Origin of the sequence: Xenorhabdus sp. KJ12.1 (assembly GCF_963876495.1) — a bacterium.
In the GTDB taxonomy this organism is placed as follows: domain Bacteria; phylum Pseudomonadota; class Gammaproteobacteria; order Enterobacterales; family Enterobacteriaceae; genus Xenorhabdus; species Xenorhabdus stockiae.
On record NZ_CAWNQH010000069.1, the window covers coordinates 18,819 to 43,537 of the forward strand.

Annotated in this window: 14 protein-coding genes; 12 read left to right on the plus strand and 2 right to left on the minus strand. The window is 39.9% G+C overall.

Translation table 11 applies throughout. The features are described from left to right. Nucleotides 1–75 precede the first annotated feature (75 nt). From prs to AACS92_RS10715, 4 genes are all read left to right on the plus strand, one after another. Nucleotides 76–1,023, plus strand: coding sequence for a ribose-phosphate diphosphokinase (prs, locus tag AACS92_RS10700; protein WP_141554498.1), 948 nt, complete (start codon nt 76–78; stop codon nt 1,021–1,023). 664 nt (nt 1,024–1,687) lie between these two features. Then, the gene (locus AACS92_RS10705; RefSeq protein ID WP_099111200.1) at nt 1,688–3,862 is read left to right on the plus strand and encodes an autotransporter domain-containing protein; all 2,175 of its coding nucleotides are present in this window, start codon (nt 1,688–1,690) and stop codon (nt 3,860–3,862) included. Between the two features lie 415 nt (nt 3,863–4,277). After that, nucleotides 4,278–6,386, plus strand: coding sequence for an autotransporter outer membrane beta-barrel domain-containing protein (locus AACS92_RS10710; protein WP_099111201.1), 2,109 nt, complete (start codon nt 4,278–4,280; stop codon nt 6,384–6,386). A 266-nt stretch (nt 6,387–6,652) separates the two neighbouring features. After that, complete coding sequence (locus AACS92_RS10715) at nt 6,653–8,605, plus strand: autotransporter domain-containing protein (protein WP_099111202.1); 1,953 nt, start codon at nt 6,653–6,655, stop codon at nt 8,603–8,605. A 149-nt stretch (nt 8,606–8,754) separates the two neighbouring features. On the opposite strand, the gene ychH is transcribed toward AACS92_RS10715, so the two are convergent. Then, nucleotides 8,755–9,033, minus strand: a complete 279-nt coding sequence (ychH, locus tag AACS92_RS10720; RefSeq protein ID WP_099111203.1) for a stress-induced protein YchH — start codon at nt 9,031–9,033, stop codon at nt 8,755–8,757. Between the two features lie 261 nt (nt 9,034–9,294). On the opposite strand from ychH, the gene pth reads away from it, so the two are divergent. The 6 genes from pth (at nt 9,295) to AACS92_RS10750 (ending at nt 17,815) form a co-directional block, all read left to right on the plus strand. After that, on the plus strand, nt 9,295–9,885 hold the full coding sequence (pth, locus tag AACS92_RS10725) for an aminoacyl-tRNA hydrolase (RefSeq protein WP_099111204.1): 591 nt from the start codon (nt 9,295–9,297) through the stop codon (nt 9,883–9,885). Between the two features lie 145 nt (nt 9,886–10,030). Further along, nucleotides 10,031–11,122, plus strand: a complete 1,092-nt coding sequence (ychF, locus tag AACS92_RS10730) for a redox-regulated ATPase YchF (RefSeq protein WP_099111205.1) — start codon at nt 10,031–10,033, stop codon at nt 11,120–11,122. A gap of 420 nt (nt 11,123–11,542) precedes the next feature. Continuing rightward, complete coding sequence (locus AACS92_RS10735) at nt 11,543–11,968, plus strand: aegerolysin family protein (protein WP_099111206.1); 426 nt, start codon at nt 11,543–11,545, stop codon at nt 11,966–11,968. Between the two features lie 25 nt (nt 11,969–11,993). Further along, nucleotides 11,994–14,156, plus strand: a complete 2,163-nt coding sequence (locus tag AACS92_RS10740; protein ID WP_099111207.1) for a hypothetical protein — start codon at nt 11,994–11,996, stop codon at nt 14,154–14,156. Between the two features lie 261 nt (nt 14,157–14,417). Next, the gene (locus tag AACS92_RS10745) at nt 14,418–15,704 is read left to right on the plus strand and encodes an HlyD family secretion protein (protein ID WP_099111217.1); all 1,287 of its coding nucleotides are present in this window, start codon (nt 14,418–14,420) and stop codon (nt 15,702–15,704) included. Beyond that, a complete protein-coding gene (locus tag AACS92_RS10750) occupies nt 15,701–17,815 on the plus strand; it encodes a peptidase domain-containing ABC transporter (RefSeq protein ID WP_099111208.1) in 2,115 nt (704 codons plus the stop codon). Before AACS92_RS10745 ends, AACS92_RS10750 begins: the two co-directional genes overlap by 4 nt. Before the next feature lie 148 nt (nt 17,816–17,963). Here the strand turns inward: AACS92_RS10750 and AACS92_RS10755 are convergent, their stop codons facing one another. Continuing rightward, on the minus strand, nt 17,964–18,179 hold the full coding sequence (locus AACS92_RS10755; protein ID WP_099111209.1) for a hypothetical protein: 216 nt from the start codon (nt 18,177–18,179) through the stop codon (nt 17,964–17,966). A 1,160-nt stretch (nt 18,180–19,339) separates the two neighbouring features. Here AACS92_RS10755 and AACS92_RS10760 point away from each other — a divergent pair. Together AACS92_RS10760 and AACS92_RS10765 are read left to right on the plus strand one after the other, a co-directional pair. Next, a complete protein-coding gene (locus tag AACS92_RS10760; RefSeq protein ID WP_099111210.1) occupies nt 19,340–20,977 on the plus strand; it encodes a cyclic peptide export ABC transporter in 1,638 nt (545 codons plus the stop codon). A 490-nt stretch (nt 20,978–21,467) separates the two neighbouring features. Beyond that, nucleotides 21,468–24,707 (plus strand): non-ribosomal peptide synthetase, encoded by a 3,240-nt coding sequence (locus AACS92_RS10765; RefSeq protein ID WP_099111211.1) that lies wholly within the window; start codon nt 21,468–21,470, stop codon nt 24,705–24,707. Nucleotides 24,708–24,719: the final 12 nt, after the last annotated feature.

Consider the following 24,719-nt stretch of genomic DNA (forward strand, 5'->3'; position numbering starts at 1 on the left):
CGTTGTTTTGCTTTAATGAGTAGCGGTTTGATTGGTCAACAATATCTCTCTGGACGCAAGCCTGAGGTTTTTCTCGTGCCCGATATGAAGCTTTTTGCTGGTAATGCCACCCCTGAACTAGCACAACGTGTTGCCAACCGTCTGTACACAAGCCTGGGAGACGCTGCTGTCGGTCGTTTCAGCGACGGTGAAGTCAGTGTTCAAATCAATGAAAATGTACGCGGTGGCGATGTATTCATCATCCAGTCCACTTGTGCACCAACCAACGATAACCTGATGGAATTGGTCGTTATGGTCGATGCGCTGCGTCGCGCTTCTGCCGGACGTATTACTGCGGTAATTCCTTACTTTGGTTATGCGCGTCAGGATCGTCGTGTTCGTTCAGCGCGTGTGCCTATCACTGCCAAAGTCGTTGCGGACTTTTTGTCCAGCGTTGGTGTAGACCGTGTTCTCACGGTTGACCTGCACGCCGAGCAGATCCAAGGCTTCTTTGATGTTCCGGTTGATAATGTATTTGGTAGCCCAATCCTTCTGGAAGATATGCTCCAGAAAGGGCTGGAAAACCCGATTGTTGTTTCTCCAGACATTGGTGGTGTTGTTCGCGCCCGTGCTATTGCTAAGCTGCTGAATGATACTGACATGGCTATTATTGATAAGCGCCGCCCACGTGCGAACGTTTCTCAAGTTATGCACATCATTGGTGATGTTGCAGGCCGTGACTGTATTCTGGTTGATGACATGATCGACACAGGTGGCACGCTGTGTAAAGCCGCTGAAGCCCTGAAAGAGCGCGGAGCGAAACGGGTATTTGCTTATGCGACACACCCAATCTTCTCTGGTAATGCTGTAGAAAACATCAAGAACTCAGTGATAGATGAATTTATTGTCTGTGACACAATTCCTCTGTCTGATGAGGTCAAGGCGTTGAACAAAGTTCGTACTCTGACACTGTCTGGCATGCTCGCTGAAGCAATCCGCCGTATCAGCAATGAAGAGTCAATCTCTGCAATGTTTGAACACTAAGATATAAGCCAGTGCAGATTTTGAGCACAAACTTATACAAGTGATTAAATAAATCATCGCTGCAAAAACCCGTTGGTGCGCCTGTACCAGCGGGTTTTTCTGTTTATTTAACAATCGGATGAAATAATTAGATATTGGTTTAATTAATCAAAAGAATATTCACAACCCAAAAATAATAATTAATATCAACAAGTTAATCTGTCTTATGATTTATATCTCCAGAAAACTCACCATCGACATATCAGAACAGAAAAACAGCAGTCATATCTGTGCATAACAAATCATCTGGTACGTCCAGTTCTCTATAAGCGTAACAATACTGGTGCGCCCTTGTGGTTGCTGCTAACCTGTCGCTGTTTTGAAAACTGACGATAAAAATACCTTAAAAAAACAACAATTATGTTAGTAAATATTTTTCATCGAAAAAATTAAAATTATCTGATGAGATAAATTTCAGGCTCATTTGGACTACTCAGACAGGAAACACCATTCAACCCAGAAAAGTTGTTCCCCATAGATTATTGATCTGACCAGCCAGATATCAATCAGACATATTCAACCTATCAGCACCTTCAAACTTATGAAGAGGCGTCGCTCAGGCTTTGCCATTAAAAAAAGCCGATGTTGCTGATAAATAAAAACTATTTAAGTAAGGATAATGCTAATGAAAAAGGCATTTTTATTCACACCAGCACTGTTAGCACTTTCAATCAGCACCATTTCTAATGCCCATGCTTATGACCATCTTTATGTTTTTGGTGATAGTTTGAGTGATACTGGAAATACTAAAGGTGTAGAACGTTTCACAACGGATGGTAAAACTAGCCAGCTTTATAATGAATATCTTGCTAAAAAACTTGCAAATATCGAATTAAAACCCTCCAGTGAAGAAGGCGGCACCAACTATTCACAAGCAGGATCGACAGCTCTGAAAGAATATAGTGAGCGTGGTCTTGGGACTAAGGAACAGGTAAGTCAGTATTTGGCACAGCATAATCAACAGGCTGACTCTAATGGAATCTATATCCATTGGGTAGGTGGGAATGATCTTGCAGCAGCATTAATCGCGGGAAGTAAAAATCCGAAGGACCCTTCTGAATCGTATGACATTGTCGGGAAAAGTGCGACAGAAGCATCAAGGCAGATCACTCAATTGGTGAACGCTGGTGCCGGGCTGGTCATCGCACCAACCGTGCCTGATGTGGGTACTACTCCAAGAATGTTAGAAACATTACTTAGCCAAGCTATGTTTAATCAAGCTTTAGTCGCTAAAGGTATTGACCCTAATGTTTTTAACGAACCAACAAAAGACAAAAAAGAAGCCGCTGACAAAGTAGCCATTGAACAAAAAATCAAAAATGATCCTAACTTCCAGAAAGCAAGCAAAGAAACCTTAACCTTAGTCCATGATGGTATTAATAGTTACGAAACTCCTTCTGGTGTTTTCCGTAATAAAGTCCTTGAAGGCACCTTGAAAGTAGTTGCCGCAAAGGCAGCCGCAAAATCCGCTCAAGCTGAAATTGACAAGGCCGATACACCAGAGAAAAAAGCTAAAGTTGAGGCGGAAATCAACGCTAAAACTGAAGAATTATATAAGCAACTTATTACCGCTTATAATGGTGCCAGTGAAGGTGCAACAAAACTCACCGATGCTTATAACGAATTAGTGGATAAACAAATCAGCGAGAGCAAGGGCAATATCCTGCGTGCCGATATCAACGGTCTGCTCAAGGAAGTGATCGACAATCCTTATAGTTATGGTATTCAAAATACATTAGGTTATGCCTGCCCTCAGGGACAGTCAGCCAGTGAATGTGTTTCTAAAATAGACGGAAAGGATAATCCTGAATTCAATAATATCAGAGAATTTTTATTCGCTGATCAATTCCACCCAACACCACTAGCACACAAAATTATGGGCCAATACATAGAATCCATCTATATTGCCCCATCACAGGTTATGACCCTGAATCAGGTCAACCGTGCTCCGGTTAAAGGTACGCGTGCTTCCCTTGATGGTCATCTGCAACAACTGCGCAGCGGTGGTAATGAACAGGGGAAAACGGGTGTATTCGGTGGCTATAGCGGCGGCCGTAATACCACCTTTACCTTAGGTGGTGATTATCAGCTGACAGAAAGTCTGTTACTGGGTGCTCTGTACTCTAACGATAATACTGAGCGTTCACCGACCTCTAACTTCTCTTATCAAAGTGATGCACATGTTGCCACTGCCTATGGTTTGTGGAACGTATTTAACAAAGCATGGTTAAGTGGTGATCTCCACTATGCGGACATCAATTACGACAGCTTAACCCGTAGCATCAAACTGGGTCAGGCAACTCGCAGAGAAGTAGGCTCCACTACAGGTACACAATGGGGTGCCCGTCTTACTGCCAACTGGGATATCCCAGTCACCAACATCGTAACCACCAGCCCGATTGTGCAGTTCAGCTGGGATAAAGGTGATGTTAAAGGCTATCGTGAATCTGGTCATCAAAGTTCAGCCATGCACTTCAGTGACCAGAGTTACACCTCTAAAATCGCTACGCTGGGCTGGCGTGTAGATACTCAGCTGGGTCGTTTCAACCCATATGCGTCTGTGCAGTTTAATCACCAGTTCGGCGATACTCAGTCTAAAATGCGTAGTGCGATTAATTCCACCAAAACATCGTTTGTTGTGGATAGTGGCAAACAGAGCAAAGACTGGCGTCAATATACTGTAGGTGCGAATGCCAATCTATTTGGTAACGTACGCGGTTTTGCATCCGTCACCCGTAATGAAGGCAGTGCACAAGATGCTAACTATGATTTCAGCTTAGGTATCAATGCCAGCTTCTAATTTTGTAGGCAATAAATCCGATATAAGTCGATTAATTTTAATCAGCTGATTAATTAAAAATGCAGGGCACAATATTGTTGCCCTGCATTTTTTCATCCCTTTCAAATCCCGTCCTCAGCCTAAACCCGCATAAAACTTAACACTGAAATAATATAAATATACTGGGTTAACTATTTCAGACACACTGGTCAGACATCACATTATTTACAAATAATTCAATGTGATATGGATTATTTTTTACGTTTGAACATACTCTAATTTAGTCAATTGTTATCAAATAGTTAACAATTTGATCGAACTCACAAAATATTTCACCTGTCAGCACCTCAAAACTTCCGAAAAGTCGTTGCTCAGACTTCGTCATTAAAAAATTGGGGAACTGATAAATAACAAAAACTATTTATGGAGAATACCAGTGAAAAAGTCTTTTTTATTTGCACCTGCCCTATTAGCGCTTTCAGTCAGCACCGTTTCTTATGCTAAGACTTATAATAAGGTTTATGTTTTTGGCGATAGCTTGAGCGATATCGGGAATAACGGATGTTATACGACAAAATATGAAAGCGATATTTGCCTTTCATATACTAAATATCTGGCTCAAAGATGGATGAATAAAGAGCTAATCTCATCAGATAATAAGGGTACTAACTATGCCAGAGGTAGAGCTACTGCTACCTGGGAAGCAAATACTGAAGAGCCTAATAATACAACACAGAGTCAACTCGATGAATATTACGCAAGTACCAATGGAAAAGCCGATCCTAACGGAATCTATATTCATTGGATAGGTGGTAATGACTTGGCAGCAGCTTTAATAGCTGGACAGTCAAATCCAGACAAAGCGCATTACATCGTCAAAAACAGCGCTGCCGCCACCGCAGCCCAGATCAACGAGCTTGTTAAACGCGGTGCAGGGTTGGTTATTGTACAGAATGTTCCTGATGTCGGTACAACTCCCAGAGTACTAAACACTCTACTTCGTCAAGGTATTTTTAATCAGGTTTTAGATTCTAAATTAAAGGAAAGAAATATTAGTCTTGAGGACTATACCAAGCTATCAGAACAAGATAAAAAAAATATTACACAAGAAATCGAAAATAGCGACGGATACAAAGCACAAACCAGCGCAGTTTTAACCCCAGTCCGTGATGGTCTTAACGGTTATGATACCCCATCTGGTGCTATCCGCCGCACTGTCCTTGAGGGTGTATTGAAAAAAATGGCAGAAAAAACAGCTAATGTTGACAATGCCAAAACACCAGCAGATAAAGCCAAAGCTGAAGCCGTAGCCCAAAAAATATATGAACAACTAATTACCATCTATGACAAAGCAAGTAAGGGTGGCACAAACCTGACCGAAGAGTATAACGCATTAGTTGAGAAAGGAATCAGTGAAAACAAGGGGAATATTTTACGTGCCGACATTAATGGTCTATTAAACGAAGTTATCGAAAACCCAACTCCTTATGGCATTAGCAACACGTTGGGTTATGAATGCCCTCAGGGACAATCTTCAACTAAATGTACCATAACGGAAGATGAGATCAGGAAGTTCTTATTCTCTGATGATTTCCATCCAACACCAATAGCACAAAGGATGATAGACCAATATATCTACTCCACCCTTATCGCCCCATCCCAAGTGATGACCCTGAATCAAGTCAACCGCACCCCGGTTAAAGGCACCCGTGCCTCCCTTGATGGTCATCTGCAACAGCTACGCCATACCGGCAATGAACAGGGAAAATTTGGAGTTTTCGGTAGCTATACCGATAACCGTCATGATTCCTTTACGTTAGGCGGCGATTACCAACTGGCGGAAAACTTTTTACTGGGCGCCCTGTACTCCAACAACAAATTTGATCGTTCCTCTGTTTCTAACTTTACTTACGAAGGCAATGGGCATGTGGCAACCGGTTATGCACTGTGGAACATCTTTGATAACGCATGGCTGAGTGGTGATATTCACTATGCCCGTATCAATTACGATAGCCTGACCCGTAGTATCCAGCTTGGTCAGGCAAACCGCAAAGAAACAGGCTCAACTACCGGTAAACAATGGGGTGCCCGTCTTACCGCTAACTGGGATATTCCTGTCACTGATATCGTCACCACCAGCCCGATTGTGCAGTTCAGCTGGGATAAAGGTGATGTTAAAGGTTATCGTGAATCCGGCGATAACAGTTCTGCCATGCATTTCAGTGACCAAAACTACACTTCTAAAGTCGGCACACTGGGCTGGCGTGTAGATACCCAGTTGGGGCGTTTTAACCCATATGCCTCCATTCAGTTTAACCACCAGTTCGGCGATACCCAGTACAAACTAAGCAGTGCGATTAACTCCACCAAAACATTGTTTGTTACGGATAGCAGTAAACAGAGCAGAGACTGGCGCCAATATACTATAGGTGCGAATGCCAACCTGTTCGGTAATATCCATGGTTTTGCTTCTGTTACCCGTAATGAAGGCAGTTCGCAGGATGCAAACTACAATTTCAGTCTGGGTGTCAGCTCTCGCTTCTGATTTGATGTCGTAAAAAATAAAGCTAAAAAACAACAAGCAAAATAAAGCGCAAGGGAAAATAATCTCTCCCTTGCGCTTTTCTTGTCTCGTCATATTTTCTCTTTCTATATACATACATCCGCATCACGTTGATTTTTCGTATAAGTAACCAGAAGTAATATCGTATTGAAATTATCAGGGAATATAAGGAATCAACTCTTAATCCAACCATATCGGGGGATAAGAGCTGAGAGGAAAGCAATGGCTACGTTCTCTGGAGAACTCCAATGAAAAAAGTACTTTTCGGAATATCAACTACAACACTACTTTTAACCAGTTTCATTACAAATTCCTATGCTTATGACACTACCTATGTCTTCGGCGATAGTCTGAGTGACGGCGGAAATAACGGGCGTTATACAACCGACGGAGCAAATAGTGAACTGTATGATGAATATGTGAGCCGCCACATTACCGGTAAAGACTTAACGCCTTCCAATAAAAACGGAACTAACTACGCTGAAGGCGGTGCAACCGCACTGCCGATGCCAAAACACCAGGATACAACAGAAAAGCAGCTGGATAATTATCTTAAACAACACGGAGGAAAAGCCGATCCAAATGGTATCTATATTCATTGGGTCGGTGGTAATGACATTACTGCTGCTTTACTAGCCTATAATATTATTTCGGATGATTCTAAAAAATCACATGAAATTGTTGATGCCAGTGCAAATGCTACATCAAACCAAATCAACACTCTGGTCAAAGCCGGAGCCGGGCTAATCATCGTACCAACCGTTCCTGATGTGGGAACAACGCCCAAAATGATGGAAGAATTGATTACAGAGGGATTAACAACCCTGAACAAAACGCCAAAACAAATTAAAGAAATATTAGAAAAGATCCATAAGGAGATTAACAAACACGATATTCCCAGCGGTGAAGCCCGTGAGATGGCAATAGATAAGCTCCTTGAAAAGTTGGCAAAAGAATCTGGGCTACCTAAAGATATTTTGGAGAATCTTTATAACACATACCGCCAAGAAGCCTCCGGGTTCACTGATAGTTATAACCAACAGGTAGATGATAAAATCAGTCAAAGTCATGGCAATATCCTGCGTGCTGATATTAATGCTCTACTACACGAAGTCATGGAAAATCCCTATGCCTACGGTATTCAGAATACATTAGGTTACTCTTGCCCTCAGGGAATACTTGCTGATAAGTGTTCTTCACAAGATACAAATTTTGATAAAGACAAAAAATTCTTATTCTCTGATGGCTTCCACCCAACCCCATATGTTCATCATGTCACCGGTCAATACATTACCTCAATCTATACTGCACCATTCCTTGTGGCATCACTAACTAGTGTCAATCAACTCCCGGTCAAAGGTGTTCGTTCATTCCTTGATGGCCACTTACAGCAGCTCCGCGATGCCGGTAATACACCGGGAAAAATCGGCGTATTTGGCGGTTATACACATAGCGGTAATGATACCTTTACGTTGGGTAGTGACTACCAGCTAACAAATAATCTATTAGTGGGAGCGCTCTATTCTCACTACGAGGATGAACGAACTTTAGCTTCCAGCTACACTTATGAAGGACTGGGACATACTGTCATCGCTTACGGACTGTGGAATCTCTATAACAACGCGTGGCTGAGCGGTGATCTCCATTATTCGCATATAAATTACGACAGCCTGATCCGTAATATTGAGCTTGGTGAAGCTACCCGTAGAGAAATTGGCTCAACAATGGGTAAACAATGGGGTGCCCGCATTACTGCCAACTGGAACATTCCTGTTACTGAAGTCATCACTACCAGCCCGATTGTGCAGTTTATCTGGGATAAAGGTGAGGTTAATGGTTATCGTGAACACGAAAACAACAGTACATCCATGCACTTTTCTGGTCAGAGATATACGTCTGAAGTTGGTACACTGGGCTGGCGTGTAGACACCCAGTTAGGTCGCTTTAATCCTTATGCTGCTGTTCAGTTTAATCGCCAGTTCGGGGATCTCACTACTAAAATACGCAGTGCTATTAATGCCACCAAAACTTCCTTTGTAATAGAAAGTAGTAAACGGAGCAAAAACTGGCGGCAATATACCCTTGGGATGAATATGGGACTAGTCAATAACCTACATAGTTTTATTACTGTAACCCGTAATGAAGGTAGCGGTGAGGAGCCTGACTATAATTTCAGTCTGGGAATTAATGCAATATTCTAAGATTCATTACCTTTCAAGTTGCAGCTGATAACGCTGCAACTTGAAATAAATGAAATACGTGAATAACCCAGTTAACAAAATACCCGTTTTATATTGTGTGCAATACTAATGATAGCGTTATATCAAAATATAAATATATCTTAATAAAATCACGAATGTTTATGTTGTTTTTTGCGACGATAGCGCTCATCATAATTTTTCAACCACCAATACTTATCCGTAATATGCTCCCGTCCTCCAAGACTAGCGCCACCCAACCAAATAAGTGCACCGACAAATAACCCTACCAGTGCAACTCCCGCAAAAAATTCAGATTCCTTAATACTAAATATATGGCTGAGCAAAACATAGGCTAGACTAATAAGCATCCCAGCCATGCCTAATCCCATAAAAATATTGCCCAGAATAAACGCTTTTTTACGTCCCATAGCCAACCTCCAATACTTTTTGTGAACGTAATTTGTTTACAAACGAACTCAAAAGCACGAAAGCGGATGCCTCCTAGTTATTATAGCCATAGTATTAAAAAGGTTATTGCGCCGGTGATCACAAGCTGTACAAATTTTCACTTATTTTTAATACCGACAGCCTATTATCTAATATCATAATCAATTTTGTACTCAAGCTCTGAGGCAGGTAAACTAGGCCTCTTTTTTTAATACATTAATGCCAATAAGCGAAACCAAACTGTGAGTAACATAAAATTAATCGTTGGTCTGGCAAACCCCGGGGCTGAATATGCTCAGACCCGTCATAATGCAGGAGCATGGTTTGTCGATTTATTAGCACAGCGCCATAACCAGTCCTTAAAAGAAGAAAGTAAATTTTTCGGTTATACCACTCGCATTAATATGAACGGGCAAGATGTCCGCCTACTGGTGCCAACGACATTCATGAACCTCAGTGGTAAGTCTGTTCTTGCCCTGGCCGGATTTTATCGTATTCAGCCGGATGAAATTCTGGTTGCGCATGATGAGCTTGATCTCCCGCCGGGTGTGGCAAAAATGAAGCTGGGCGGCAGTAATGGCGGGCATAACGGACTGAAAGATATCCAGAACAAATTTGGTAATAATCCTAATTTCCATCGTCTGCGGATTGGTATCGGCCATCCGGGTGATAAAAACAAAGTTGTGGGATTTGTACTTGGCAAGCCACCTGTCAGTGAACAAAAGCTGATTGATGATGCTATCGCAGAAGCATTAAGCTGTACTGATATTCTTATGAAAGATGGCATGAGCAAAGCCATTAACCGCCTGCACGCATTTAAAGCCAGTGCCTGACTGGAGTACATGGCACGTGATGCTATTGCGTGTATAATGGCGCCAATTTTATATAACTCACCAGCAGGCTATGCTCTATGGCTTTCCAGCCAGACAAAGGGCCATATTCATTGTTGGTGTATAAGTAATCAAAGGTGATAAATTTATGGGATTCAAATGCGGTATCGTTGGCCTGCCTAACGTCGGGAAATCTACATTATTCAATGCGCTGACCAAAGCAGGTATCGAAGCAGCAAACTTCCCTTTCTGCACTATCGAGCCAAATACCGGTGTTGTTCCGATGCCGGATCCACGTCTCGACAAGCTGGCTGAAATTGTTAAACCACAGCGCATTTTGCCAACCACAATGGAATTTGTGGATATTGCCGGTCTGGTAAAAGGTGCGTCAAAAGGCGAAGGTCTGGGTAACCAGTTCCTGACCAACATACGTGAAACTGAAGCGATTGGGCACGTTGTACGTTGCTTCGACAATGACAATATCATTCACGTTTCCGGTCAGGTTGATCCTGCGGCTGATATTGATGTTATCAATACTGAACTGGCCCTGTCAGATCTGGAAACCTGTGAGCGTGCTATCCAGCGCGTCCAGAAAAAAGCCAAAGGTGGCGATAAAGACGCTAAAACTGAATTAGCCGCGCTGGAAAAATGTCTCCCACACCTTGAGCAGGCAGGCATGTTGCGTGCTTTAGATCTGAGTGTGGAAGAAAAAACCGCTATTCGTTACCTGAGCTTCCTGACCCTGAAACCAACAATGTACATTGCTAACGTCAATGAAGATGGTTTTGAAAATAACCCACATCTTGACACCGTTCGTGCTATTGCTGCGAAAGAAGGCTCTGTGGTTGTTCCTGTTTGCGCTGCAATTGAAGCAGATATCGCAGAACTGGAAGATGAAGACCGTGAAGAATTCATGGCTGAAATGGGGCTGGAAGAACCGGGCCTGAACCGTGTTATTCGCGCCGGGTACGAACTGTTGAATCTGCAAACCTATTTCACCGCGGGTGTGAAAGAAGTCCGCGCATGGACAATTCCGGTAGGCGCAACCGCACCACAAGCGGCGGGTAAAATCCACACTGATTTTGAAAAAGGATTTATCCGTGCCCAGACTATCGCATTTGAAGATTTCATCACCTATAAAGGTGAACAAGGTGCAAAAGAAGCGGGTAAAATGCGTGCAGAAGGAAAAGAGTATATCGTTAAAGATGGCGATGTAATGAATTTCCTGTTTAACGTGTAACTATCCTCCTTCCACTTCAGTGGAACAACTCGTAACTGACGAGTTTTAATATGAAGGCGGCGTTGATATCATAAACAAATTCAGCGCCGCACTAAAAATTATTACCAAAACCCTCTTTTTACTACTGGCTAAATATTTAGCTATCATATACATTTCGTTTTTCAATTTATTTTTTCTTCGCCGCTTACTATTTTATAAACATACGATCATCAACAATATTATTTTAATTTACCTGATAATTAAACTTTATATTACCTTCCTTATTCTCAACAATCCTTTCTTGTTACATCATAAAAACTCTTAAAATCGATAAAAGTTGATATTTATAATCTGAAGAAAAATAGTTTAAATATAAAAAATGAATATCCATCAAGTTATATAGATAACACTTTTATATTAATTAACAACAAAGGATTTTTTATGTCACAAGAAAATGAAGTACGTGCTGAAGCTCAATGGGTTGATATTGAAATATTCGCAGAAAATATGAATGTAACAGTAAAAGGTGTCAGCCTTAAATGGGGTAAATTCCATAAACCGGGTAACAAAGGTAGTGAAGTAAAAATATCTGACATAGAGGGACATGTAATCCCAGCAGGAACTTCATACAGGATATGTTCTTCTGGGCGTGCGAACGCATCCAGTGGCACAGAAGGTGAATTCAAACTGTATGATGGTGATATCGAACTGGCTAAATATTATTGGGATTGCCCGTGGGGGAGCAAAAAGAATAAAGATGATTTCAAACCCACAAGTAATACAAATTATAAATTAAATAAAACAGGTGGCAATTACGAAAGCGGTGCATTAGGAAACATAAATATAATATGTATAAAAGTTAGATAATAAATTATATTACCGGAGTAATCAAATGAATGTCCAGAAAGGCATTACTAACCCCTTTACGGGGGTTAGTGTAGGTTCAACCGTTTTAGGTAATAATTTTAGCCCTTCAATAATTAATTCCAATATTACAAAGATAGTCACACAAAAAGAAATAGAAAAATATATGACAGGGCAAAGTCAGTATGTCTATTCAGATAAGCTCAATGAGGGAACATTGGGTGTATCTGGCTCTTATGGTATTTCAGGTGTTGCAAAGTTTACTTCTTCACTCTCTACATATGTAGGAAATGCTACAGCATCAAGCAGTAAATCAATCAATGTGGATTATAATATTTCCATGATCTCAGGAATTGAATATATCAATTTTGATGATTTAACTGCGGAGGATATTCTTAATTCATTAAGCCGTGGCCCGAAAAATCTTGCCCTGAAAGTACTGGATAAATTTAACGCTGTAAAACAATATCTTAAACAAAGAGAAACTGTTAATAATATCAATTATCAACAATCAGATAGTATAAAAGAAGATCTGATGAAAGACTGGCTGAAATCTCTTCAGGAATTCTCCAGCGCGTATGGTGACGGTCTGGTTGTAGGCGTTATTTGGGGAGGTTTAGGTACTGTTTCCATGAAAATGAGCAGTAGCAGCTATGAAAATAACTGGAAATATGGAGAAAATGCCGAGTTTGCTTACTCCGGCATTGGTACAACCGTTTCAGTAAAGCAGTCTTATAATGGTGGGCAGACAGATGCAAACTCTACTGTCAGCGCTGATTGTAGCGCATGGATTAGTGGTGGTTGCGTAGAAGAACAGGTAAATAAGTGGTTTGATGTAGTATCAGGTAAAGCATTCAATGAAATTGCTGATATTCAGTTATTGGATCGTGCCCCCACAGTCAGCTCAGTTTCTGCTCCACCAACAATTCCTGATTTTATCCGGCCTACAGAAGATAAAGAAACTAAAGACAAGCTTGAAAAGATAGGGCAATTAGGTGAAACGGAAGAATTTTCCGTTGCATCCGGTTATGAAGAAGCGAAAAAAACAAATAGCAGCCTGACGCTTGAAAAATTTAAAGAATATGCCAAACAGAAAAATAAGTTAGAAGCCCTCGAACAACTATCTGAGACACTAAAAAATAATCGTCTTGATGTTTTTTCTAACGAAAATTATCACGGTAAAATTGTTCAGTTATCCCCTAAAAGCACAGTAAAAAGTGCATCATCAATTTCTAAATCGACATCTACCGACCATGCTGTTTTAGGGGTATGGATACTCAACTGGTCAGATATATTCCCTTGGATGTCAATGGGGTATATAAATGAAATTTCTGATACTGCCAGCGCCGAAGTATTATTGAGAATGCGCTGCATGCTACAGGATCTGGCTGCATTAAGTAATATTTATTACACACTGGACTCTTGCAAACTTAATCTTGAGGATTTCCATCTCAGTTCAGCATCACAGTTAGCTGATTCTTTTAGTTCTGCATTAGCGAAATTGAAAGATATGTTAGATCGGGACGATGCAATTCAGAAAACCTTCGATTCTTTAAGTACAGAAGCACAGGCAATATACAAAAAGTGGAACGAATTAAAATTCTTACGCAACGCTGAATTGGGGCTGGGGTTACTAATCAATGGTAAACGCTCAGTCACAACAGAAATCGACCGGGTTAAACCATATCCTTATCCAGAAGCTATTTATAAAACAGATAATTGTACTTATGGTGGACATAATTACAGCGCATTCAGTTCATTTATGAAAGTATTACCCATGTTGGACTCAAATGGTGATATTTATGCCTTTGGTCCATCATCTATGCTCTTAAAAAATACCCTGAATAATGAAGTCACATTTACCAAAGGTGGAATTACTGCAATGAAATTCCAACCTGATATGAATAACGAAACATTGGTCAATGGTGACTCAGTACTTATCCCGATCCCGTATTCCGCCGCAACTAATATCCGCTGGAACGGTCAAGGGATGGGCAAGAGCCTTGCTTCAAGTACTTCTGTCCATCAACAAATCGAGGAATTGCAAAAAGAGCTTGGTGAATTAAATATGTGTAGTTTTAGTAGCGAGAATTGGAGCCCTGACTGGAAATATACAGATGCTTACCAATTACGCAAATTAAAAACAGCATACTTAGGTTTAGTTGATAGGATTGGTAATATATTTAACTAATACTCTGGCAATACAATTAATTTATTCCGGAAGGAACTCTTTTCTTCCGGCTTTCCCTTCAATCTCTTATATTCAGTAGATCCCACATTAAGCCCCGGAAACCTCATTAATGGTTTAAGTAACATTCAGGTTAACTATATTACAGTAAGATAGTATCAAATCCGCCACTCCACTGACATTACCTGATAAATGGCAGCTCTCAGTTACATTCAGGAACATTTCAATCAAATAAAACATGAAGATTAACCATAAATGACTGCTATGAATAAGTTATTTAGGCAAGAAGCCTTAGATAATAAAAAATCCAGATGGACGGGTAAGGCAATATTAATAGCAAAAGTTCCTGCATGGATTATTTGTGTTGCTTCAATCGTTTTTCTGACTATTTTGTTTCTTTTTATTACTTTTGGAAATTATGCAAGACGTATTAATGTTTATGGCGAAGTCATCACTAATCCTCACCCAATAAATATTCTAGCTTCTCAACAAGGCTTTATCTTAAAATCATTTGTTAAAGTCGGTGATATCGTAAAAAAAGGCCAGAAAATTTATCAGGTTGATATTAGCCAAGTGACCGAATCCGGTAAAACCAGCACCAACGCGCAAAACTCCCTCAAAAACCAGCTAACACAAATAAACAAAATCATTGAAAACCTCGAACATAATAAAAGCGTTACTTTAGCCAGCCTTGAGGAACAAAAAAATCAGTATGAGCTATCGCATGAAAAGGACAGGATTATCGTAGAAAACGCACGCCAAGGCGTTGAATTTGCAAAAGAAAATATGAAGAACTATAAAACTTATCAGGAACGGGGGCTTATTACAAAAGATCAGTTCAATAACTACGGTTATTCTTATTACCAGCAACAAAATATGTATCAAAACCTCTATAGTCAATACATCAGCGATTCATTAAAAATCACTAGTCTTAATAGTGAAATCATGCTGCAAAAAGCCGATTTTGATAAACAGATTTCACAATATAAAATTCAACAGGATGATTTAGAACAAAAATTAACTGAAATGAATGTCAGCGGATCGATATTTATTACCTCTCCTATTGATGGGAGGATTGAATCCCTGAATTTCACCGATGGTCAAATGGTTGTCACAAATGATAATTTAGTTCAGGTAAGCCCAGATGATGTGAAACCAACTTATTATTTAATTTTGTGGGTTCCTAATAGCAGCTTACCTTATATCAAAAAAGGTGATGGTATTAATATACGCTACGATGCTTTCCCATTTGAAAAATTTGGCCAATTTTCAGGGGATATCAATAACATTTCTTATATTCCCGCCACTGCTCAAGAAATGTCTCATTACAGAAGTTCACCAGTAAATGTCCCCGGAGATAAAACCGAATCCTATTATAAAGTTCTGGTTGGCCTGAAGAAAGAACAATTCAATTATAATGGAAGAAAATTATATTTATCCAACGGAATGAAAGCTCAATCGACCTTTTTCCTTGAAAAAAGACCACTTTATCAGTGGATGTTCTCACCATTCTATGACATGAAAAAAACATTAACAGGCCCTCAAAAATGAATAAAACCTCTTTTGAAACTATCACCGAAAGATTAAACCTAGGATTCAGAAGAAGAGTTCCTAAAATTTTGCAAACCGAAGCGGCCGAATGTGGATTAGCCAGTTTAGCAATGGTATTTCATTATCATGGGCTACAAATTGATTTATCCAGTCTACGCAGCCAATTCGGGATTTCCACCCGCGGCGTAACGCTGACCACACTGATCAATATTGCCACTACTCTTAAGTTCAAAACCAGAGCTGTAGCACTGGATCTTGATGAGCTTCAAGCATTAAAAACACCTTGTATTTTACATTGGGACATGAATCATTTTGTCGTTCTGGTTAATGTAAAAAAAAATAAAATCACTATCCATGATCCTGCATTCGGGCAACGTGTGATGACTTTTGCGGAAGTATCCAAACACTTTACTGGCATTGCATTAGAAGTATGGCCAGGTAGTGAATTTGTTCCGATAAAAAAACAAAATAAATTACGCATTATCTCCCTGCTAACTAATATTCAAGGAATTAAATCGACACTGAGTAAAATATTTTTCTTATCTCTGGTTATAGAAGCAATTAATATACTCTTACCAGTCGGAACTCAATTAATAATGGACCATGTCATCATCGCTCAGGATCATAGCCTTCTGAAGATTATTTGTTGTGGTTTACTCTTTTTCATTTTATTTAGAGTCAGTGTATCCACATTGCGTAGCTGGACATCCATTACTATGGAAGCATTTGTGGATGTACAATGGAAATCCGGTGTATTTGATCATTTGATGAAATTACCTTTAGCCTACTTTGAAAAACGTAAATTAGGTGATATTCAGTCCCGCTTTGGCTCACTCAGTGTAATACGGACAACTTTCACTCAAAATGTTATTAACAGCATTATTGATACTATTATGCTGGTTAGTGTTTTCATTATGATGCTGCTTTATGGTAACTGGCTAGTTTGGGTTGTATTAGGGTTTACTATCATCTATATCATCATAAGATTTATAACCTACCAATATTTCAGGCAGCTCTCTGAAGAGCAGATAGTTAAAGATGCCAGAGCCAATTCTCATTTTATGGAAACATTGTATAGCATTAATACATTAAAAGCACTTGGGTTATGTGATAGCCGGGCAAAATCCTGGTTAAATCTGAATATTGATACGCTTAATGCAAATACCAGACTTAACAAGATAGGCTCCATTTTTAATATTGTTAAGGCTTTTATTTCCACGAGTGAGCAAATTATCATTTTGTGGTTAGGAGCATCATTAGTTATAGATAATCATATGACACTTGGAATGTTTGTCGCGTTTAATTCATATCGTGGGCAATTTGCTGACAGAGCCAGTAATTTAATTGATATGGCAATGAAATTACGCATGTTAAACTTACATAATGAAAGGATTGCCGATATTGTACTTACTGACACAGAAAAAGAAACGCCAGATAGGGATCTCGGTTTTTCAGGAAAAGCGGTTAATTTAACCATCCATGATTTACATTATCAATATGACAGTTTATCAAAGCCGATTATTTCTGGTTTTAATCTCCATATTAATGCGGGAGAAAGTATCGCCATTGTTGGCCCGTCCGGGGCCGGGAAAACAACATTAATGAAGCTCATGAGCGGTTTATTAGAGCCAAATAAGGGGACAATTCTAATGAATGGGCTTGATATTAATGTTATTGGTTTAAATAACTACCGAAAATGTATTGCCTGTGTTTTACAGGATGATAAATTGCTTTCCGGTTCTATCGCAGAAAATATATCCGGGTTTACCCACTCACCAGATGTACACTTCATTCAGGAATGCGCTAAACGTGCAAATATTCATGATGATATTTTATTGATGCCAATGGGATATGAAACACTGATTGGTGAGTTAGGTAATGGATTATCAGGTGGTCAAATACAACGGCTATTGATTGCAAGAGCGCTGTATCGTCGCCCAAGCATCCTATTTATGGATGAGGCAACCAGCCATCTGGATTTAGATAATGAGTCATATATTAATGAGTCAGTATCTTCATTAAAAATTACCCGAATTATCATTGCGCACAGGCCTTCAACTATTCAATCAGCAGAGCGTGTTATTTCTATCTCTGGCTCTGGGGCTCCCTAATAACCCCATCTGGCAGAATTGATAATATCTCAGAGTAATCTCTGGTGAGAAAAGGTTTTTTTACTCTATAGAGAATAATTTGTGGTCTATAAAAAACCACCCACTCTAATAAAATAGAATGGGTGACTCTTGCCATATGAATAATTAATTAAACATTATCAATAACTGAGTCTGCGAATGCTTCCCCTTTTTTCATAGTTCCCTTAATATGCTCTCCCTTCTCTTTAGAGACAATACCCGCCTCTTCCAAGCCGTCTACTATGCTTTCACCTACTTTTTCAAACACACCAAAAATCCCTTTAGCGAACTCTTTCCAGCCAGCACCAGCGACTTGTTCCATTTCTTTTTGATTTAACTCTTTCATATATTACCTCATTATAATTAGGATACTTACTTCAACGATTCAAATATTATTAGCCTTAAAAACCACAATGTAGAATTAATACTCTTATTCATAGTTTCATCTCTGCTACGTCATTACCATATATCACTCAACATTAACTTTTATTAAACCGCTTTACTATTAATACATCAATTATCACACTCTTAATCATAGTAAATAGACTCCATGCTTTACTCATAAAAATATATAATTAAAAATAATAACCATTATATTGTTAAAGTTAACATTGAATTTGTTATTTATTTCCAATGATTATCTAATCATAAACTTTAATTGTAACTTATTACATCGCGAGTTTATTGTGATCTTCATCCATTAAAACATTAGAAATTTTAATTTAAATCAAAAATATAAACAGAGTATATACTTAATGAATTTCATAAAGCAGCACAATAATAAAAAAACCACTCCACCTCTCAGAAGATCTTGGTTTATTTGAATAACATAAAAACCAGTCCCTCTAATCAAATAGAGAGGCTGGCTCAGGTATAAAATGCACTCGAATTTAAAAATAAGACTTATTATCTTTTATAGCAAAAATACAACGTAGAAATCACAGGATATGAAAAATGACTCCTTCTAAAACATCTTATTTTCCTTTTATTCCTTATGTATGATTACCTAACACCATTTATTACTATCACGTACCTTACCAGTTACATTATGCAATTAACACTCTAGAGAATTACTATTTCCTTGTTCAAAATAAAAATAAATCATCAACTATTGATTTTTATTAACCAAACTAGAATCACTCTCAATATTCCATCAATCATTCTCACCTACGTTTTCCTGATAAATTCGATTCATATTATGAGTGATGTTATTGTGTAACTAAGCGTGACTATTTAGCCATGTTCTTATTAATCATTCTGACTAACAAGATCCAACAGCCTCCACCATTATAATAACTTCTATCTATTAAGGAAAAAGACCACCTCTAATAATTAAGGAAAAACCCGTTATATGTGAACTGTGAAATTTATCACGGTTTAACTTTATTCATATTTTCATTCATAAATCTTCCTTGAATTTTCACCAGAAAAAAATAACCATTACGGGTCTCATTGGCTGGTGTATATTTTTTATATTACCTATAACCTCCTATAATGGTTTAGTTTATGACTCTAATTGTTTATCTTTATCGCCAATCTTGGATATTGCTGCTTCTATCAACAATATTTGCATTGATCAGTGGATTTTCCGGGGCGTCAGTAGTCGGTATGATTAGCCAGGGAATTACAGGAACGGTTAATCTGACTTCATTTATCTGGAACTTTTTTGGTCTCTGTATTCTTTTTTTTGTTACGAAAACACTATCAGAAATTATGTTGTCACATTTGACTCAGGCAACCATTTATTCGCTGCGTCTAAGCCTGAGTAATAAAATATTACGGGCACCTTTTAAAAAATTGAACCGCTTTGGGAAACATGGGTTGCTGGCCGTTCTGACTAAAGATGTTGATGTGTTTATCCACTCTTTTATGTTAGCTCCGACTGTTTTTGGTAATATCACACTTATCATTGCCTGTTTCGGTTATTTAGCCTGGATTTCATGGCAGCTATTTATCATTTTGGCTATTGTCTGTCTGGTAACCGCTTCTCTCTTCTATTTTTTGGAAAAACGTCCTATACGCCTGATGGAAGAAATGCGTGAGCAGGTAGATAAAATCTACCTCAACTTTCAGCAACTGATCGATGGCAGCAAAGAACTGAAACTTAATAGACAAAAAGGTAATGCGTTTATTGATAACGTTATTTCCCCTGCTGCACTAAAATTTAAAGAGATCTGTATCAAGGCAAACAATAACTATGCCTGGGTACTGAATGCCGGTTCTGTGATCTTCTATATTGTTATCGGCCTGATGATTTTTGTCATTCCTATCTGGCTGCCTCAGGAACCGGCAACTTTAATGACAGTAACTCTGATTGTTCTGTTTTTGTCTGGCCCTATCAGTGAGGTTATCGGTGCCATTCCTGAATTAAGGCAGGCGGAAGTCTCATTACAAAAAATGAAGCGACTGGATAACGAACTGGAAGAATCTTTGTATGTGCAGCAGGCTAACTCCCCGGATCCATTTTTAACCGAAAAACCATTATCGCTTGAGTTAAAAAATATTATTCACCACTACACCACTGACAAAGAAGACCGGGAATTTAAACTAGGGCCTATGAGCATGACTATTTCTCAGGGTGAAATAGTTTTCATTGTCGGAGGTAACGGGAGTGGAAAGACAACACTTGCCATGCTATTAGTCGGTTTGTTCGAACAAGAATCCGGCTCTATCATACTTAATGGCATCAAAATGGATGAAACGAATAATGAACATTATCGTCAGTATTTTTCGGCCGTTTTCTCCAATTATCATCTATTCGATCAACTATTAAATACCGGTACGAATGTTACTGAAAAAGCAACTCACTATATTGAAGCCTTAAACATGGGTCACAAAGTCAAAGTAATTGACGGGCAATTTTCAACGACTGATCTTTCCGCTGGTCAGAGAAAACGATTAGCTTTAGTTGCTGCATATTTAGAAGACCGTCCTATCTATCTATTTGACGAATGGGCTGCGGATCAAGACCCTGTATTTAAAAAGATCTTCTATACTGAGTTATTACCGGAGCTAAAATCCCGTGGCAAGACTGTTATTGTTATTAGCCATGATGATGCATATTTTGATATTGCAGAACATGTGATTAAATTGGAAGATGGACATATTAAGGAGATAAAAACCAGTAGTCATCATCCTAGCTAAAAATGATCCAGATCAAAAAATATTTATAATAAATATATCCTCGCCCATTTTAAGAGCCTTATTGAAACAGGCTCTTTTTTTTAACTATGTATTATTATTTAAAATGCTCTTTAATATTAAAAATTAATAGTGGCAATACGAAAGACAACTGATCTCTAATAAAATTCGATATACAATAACGTTGCTGTCACTCTGTAAAATAACTTTATTTAATATATAATCCATTACCTTAAATTCAATAATAAAGACAAGAAACAGTTTATATAAAGATGAAATTAATTTATAACTTTCCTAGAAAACCCCACTCATATTATCGTTGTTATTTTTTTTATTGTGTAATACTTTCGCCACATTAATTTTCTTATTAGAAAATATATCTCTTTGAAATTTATTTAGCCAACGTCTTTGGCTTTAATTCTGTTCCATTTTTTTGTTTTATCAGTTCTGAAAATTTTGTTTTTCCATATGCCCATAAAAGGGGAGCTATAAAATGAATCATCCTGAAACATTGAAACCATTTGCTTTATCTGAAGCACAAAGCAGCCGTTGGTTTCAATATCAAATTAACCCGGCCCAGAGGGGGCAGAATAATAGTGCATTTTGTGCCAGAGTCAGAGGATTAACTGCTGAGAAATTAGAAGAGGCACTTAATCATCTGATAAAACGCCACCCTATGTTACGGGCTAGTTTTGGTCAATATGGCGGTGAACTGGGATATCAAATAGCAGAAAATGCAATTGTTACAATCAAAAAACACGATGCCCGGGATCTGGATGCAGAAACGCTTCAACAGCTAGTCCACAATGATTGCTGGTATCCCTTCGATCTCGAAAATCCACTGCGTATTTATGTTAGTTGGTATCAATGCCATGATCAGGAATGTGTCATGGTATTAACCTTTGACCATATTGCCGTTGATGGCTGGTCCTATTGGATATTATTGGAAGAACTCGGCATACTTTTAACCGGGCAGGAATTACCTCCTGTCTCAGAACAGAGTTATCAGGATTATGTTACCTGGCAACAGCAGTGGCTTAATAGTAACAATGCAAAAAAACAACAGAAATTCTGGGTTGATAATCTCAGTGGTGAGTTAACCGAATTACAATTACCCGTCAGCAGCAAATCAAGCGTCAGTGCCCCCTCTTTGGTAGCAGATAAAATTACGGTTACTCGTAAACTCCCCGATATACTGGCCGAAAAATTAATTGCACTGACACCAAAATATCATAATAGCCTGTTTGCAATTTTTCTGGCTGCTTATCAACTCTTGCTACATCGCTATACAGGTCAGGATGATATTCTGGTCGGCTCTATCATGCCCGGTCGTAGCCGCTCTCTCTGGGGCAAAGTCGTCGGAGAATTTATCAATCCGGTTGCCTTACGCGCCCAGATCAAGGGTGAGATGACAGTACAGGAACATATCTTACAGGCTGCTAAAAGCATTCGTCAGGCAATTGAGCATCAAAAATACCCTTTTTCGAAAATACTGGAGCACATTAAGTTACAGCGCAATGCGGATACTCATCCAGTTTTTCAGACAACCATGACTTTCCAGCAACCCAGATATGTCAGTAACCTGACATCGTTATGGATGGATCAGAGCGGTACCACCACCGTGGACTGGGGAGGCGCAGAACTCCGCTCTTTCCCATATCCTTATTATGCTGAAATGCCTGTACCCTTAATGATTAATCTCATTGAAATTGATCAGCAGATTAATTGCGGTTTTCATTACGATACCAAACTGTTCGATTCTGAGTTTATCACTCAGCTAATGGACAATTTTTTCACTTTGTTAGCAGCCATAGCCGATGATGACCAGCAGGTTATTAGCCATTTACCGTTAATGGACGAACATCAGCTCCAGCAGGTACTCTGTGATTTTAATGCAACAAACGTCTCCTACCCGAAAGATGCTCTGATCCACCAGCTATTCGAGCAACAGGTTGACCATACACCAGAAGCGATGGCGCTGGTTTATGGTGACAGTCAACTGACTTATGATGAATTAAATCGCCGGGCCAACCAGCTGGCACATTACCTGATTGGGTTAGGGGTGCAACCCGATGACCGGATTGCTATTTGTGTAGAGCGCAGCCCGGAAATGATCGTCGGATTACTGGGGATTCTCAAAGCCGGAGCCGCTTATGTTCCGCTCGATCCGGCCTATCCGGCTGAACGGCTGGCCTATATGCTGGAAGATGCCGCTCCCGTCGCGCTGCTCACCCAATCCTCCCTGACTGACCGACTGGAAAATACCCCGACAATCGTGCTGCTGGATGACAGCAATTCATCACCCTTTAACCAGATGCCGGATACAAATCCCGATCACCGTACATGTGGGCTGAACTCACACCACCTTGCGTATGTGATCTACACCTCCGGTTCCACCGGAAAGCCCAAAGGGGTCATGGTAGAACACCACAACGTCATCAACCTTCATATCGGATTACAGTTGATGCTCGATCTCGCTCCGTCAAGTCGCGTAGCGCTGAATGCCAGCATCGTGTTTGATGCCTCGTTGCAAAGCTGGTCGCAATTGCTTGCCGGTCATACGCTGGTCATCATTCCGAACGCTATCCGTACCGATGGGCCACAGCTCTGGCGTTATTTCGAACATCATAAAGTAGATATGTTTGACTGCACTCCCGTACAGCTGCACGGATTGTTAAACACGGGCTTAGGCACCAGTACCGGTTATCAGCCCAAACTGGCATTAATTGGCGGGGAAGCCATTCACCCTGCCGTATGGTCGCGTTTACAGCAGATAAAAACAACCCGTTTTATCAATGCCTATGGGCCAACAGAATGTACTGTTCAAGCTACCTTCTGTCCGGTGGATAGCTCCCTGCCGCTTCCCAGTATCGGTAAACCGGTGGCTAATACCCAAATCTATATTCTTGATCCTAATGGCCAACCCGCTCCTCTGGGAGTCACAGGTGAAATTTATATCGGTGGTTCCGGCGTGTCCCGCGGTTACCTGAATCGTCCCGAACTGACGGCAGAGCGCTTTATAGTTGATCCTTTTGCCACTTCCCCAAACACTCGTCTGTATAAAACCGGCGATCTGGGGCGCTGGATGTCAGATGGTAATATCGAATATCTGGGTCGTAACGATTTTCAGGTCAAGATCCGTGGATTCCGCATTGAACTGGGGGAAATTGAAACCCGTCTGGCTCAGTGCGCAGGCGTTCAACAAGTCGTCGTCATTGCCCGTGAATATGATACGGCAGATACGCGGCTGGTTGCTTATATCGTTCCTGACTCAGACATCACACCAGGCATCTCCGAACTGCGGGAGCAGTTGAGTAGCAGCCTGCCCGAACACATGGTTCCCAGCGCCTTTGTCATGCTGGAAGCTTTCCCGCTGACAGTGAGCGGAAAACTGGATCGCCATGCTCTGCCTGCTCCGGACTATTCATCAGTCAGCTCTCAGGAATATGCAGCACCACAAGGGGAAACCGAAGAACAACTGGCAGATATCTGGCGGACGATACTGAAAATAGATCGGGTCGGTCGTCATGACAATTTCTTTGAACTCGGTGGGCACTCGCTTCTGGTGCTGCAACTCCAGTCAAAAGTTAATGAAATCTTTGAGGTTGACCTTTCTATTCAACAACTGTTTGCACACCCCTCAATCAGTCAGCTTGAAGAGTGCATTATCAACGCTCAATTAATGCAATTTGACGCAGGATCCCTACAGGGTCTTTATGAATCGATGGAATAAATCTGGCTCTCG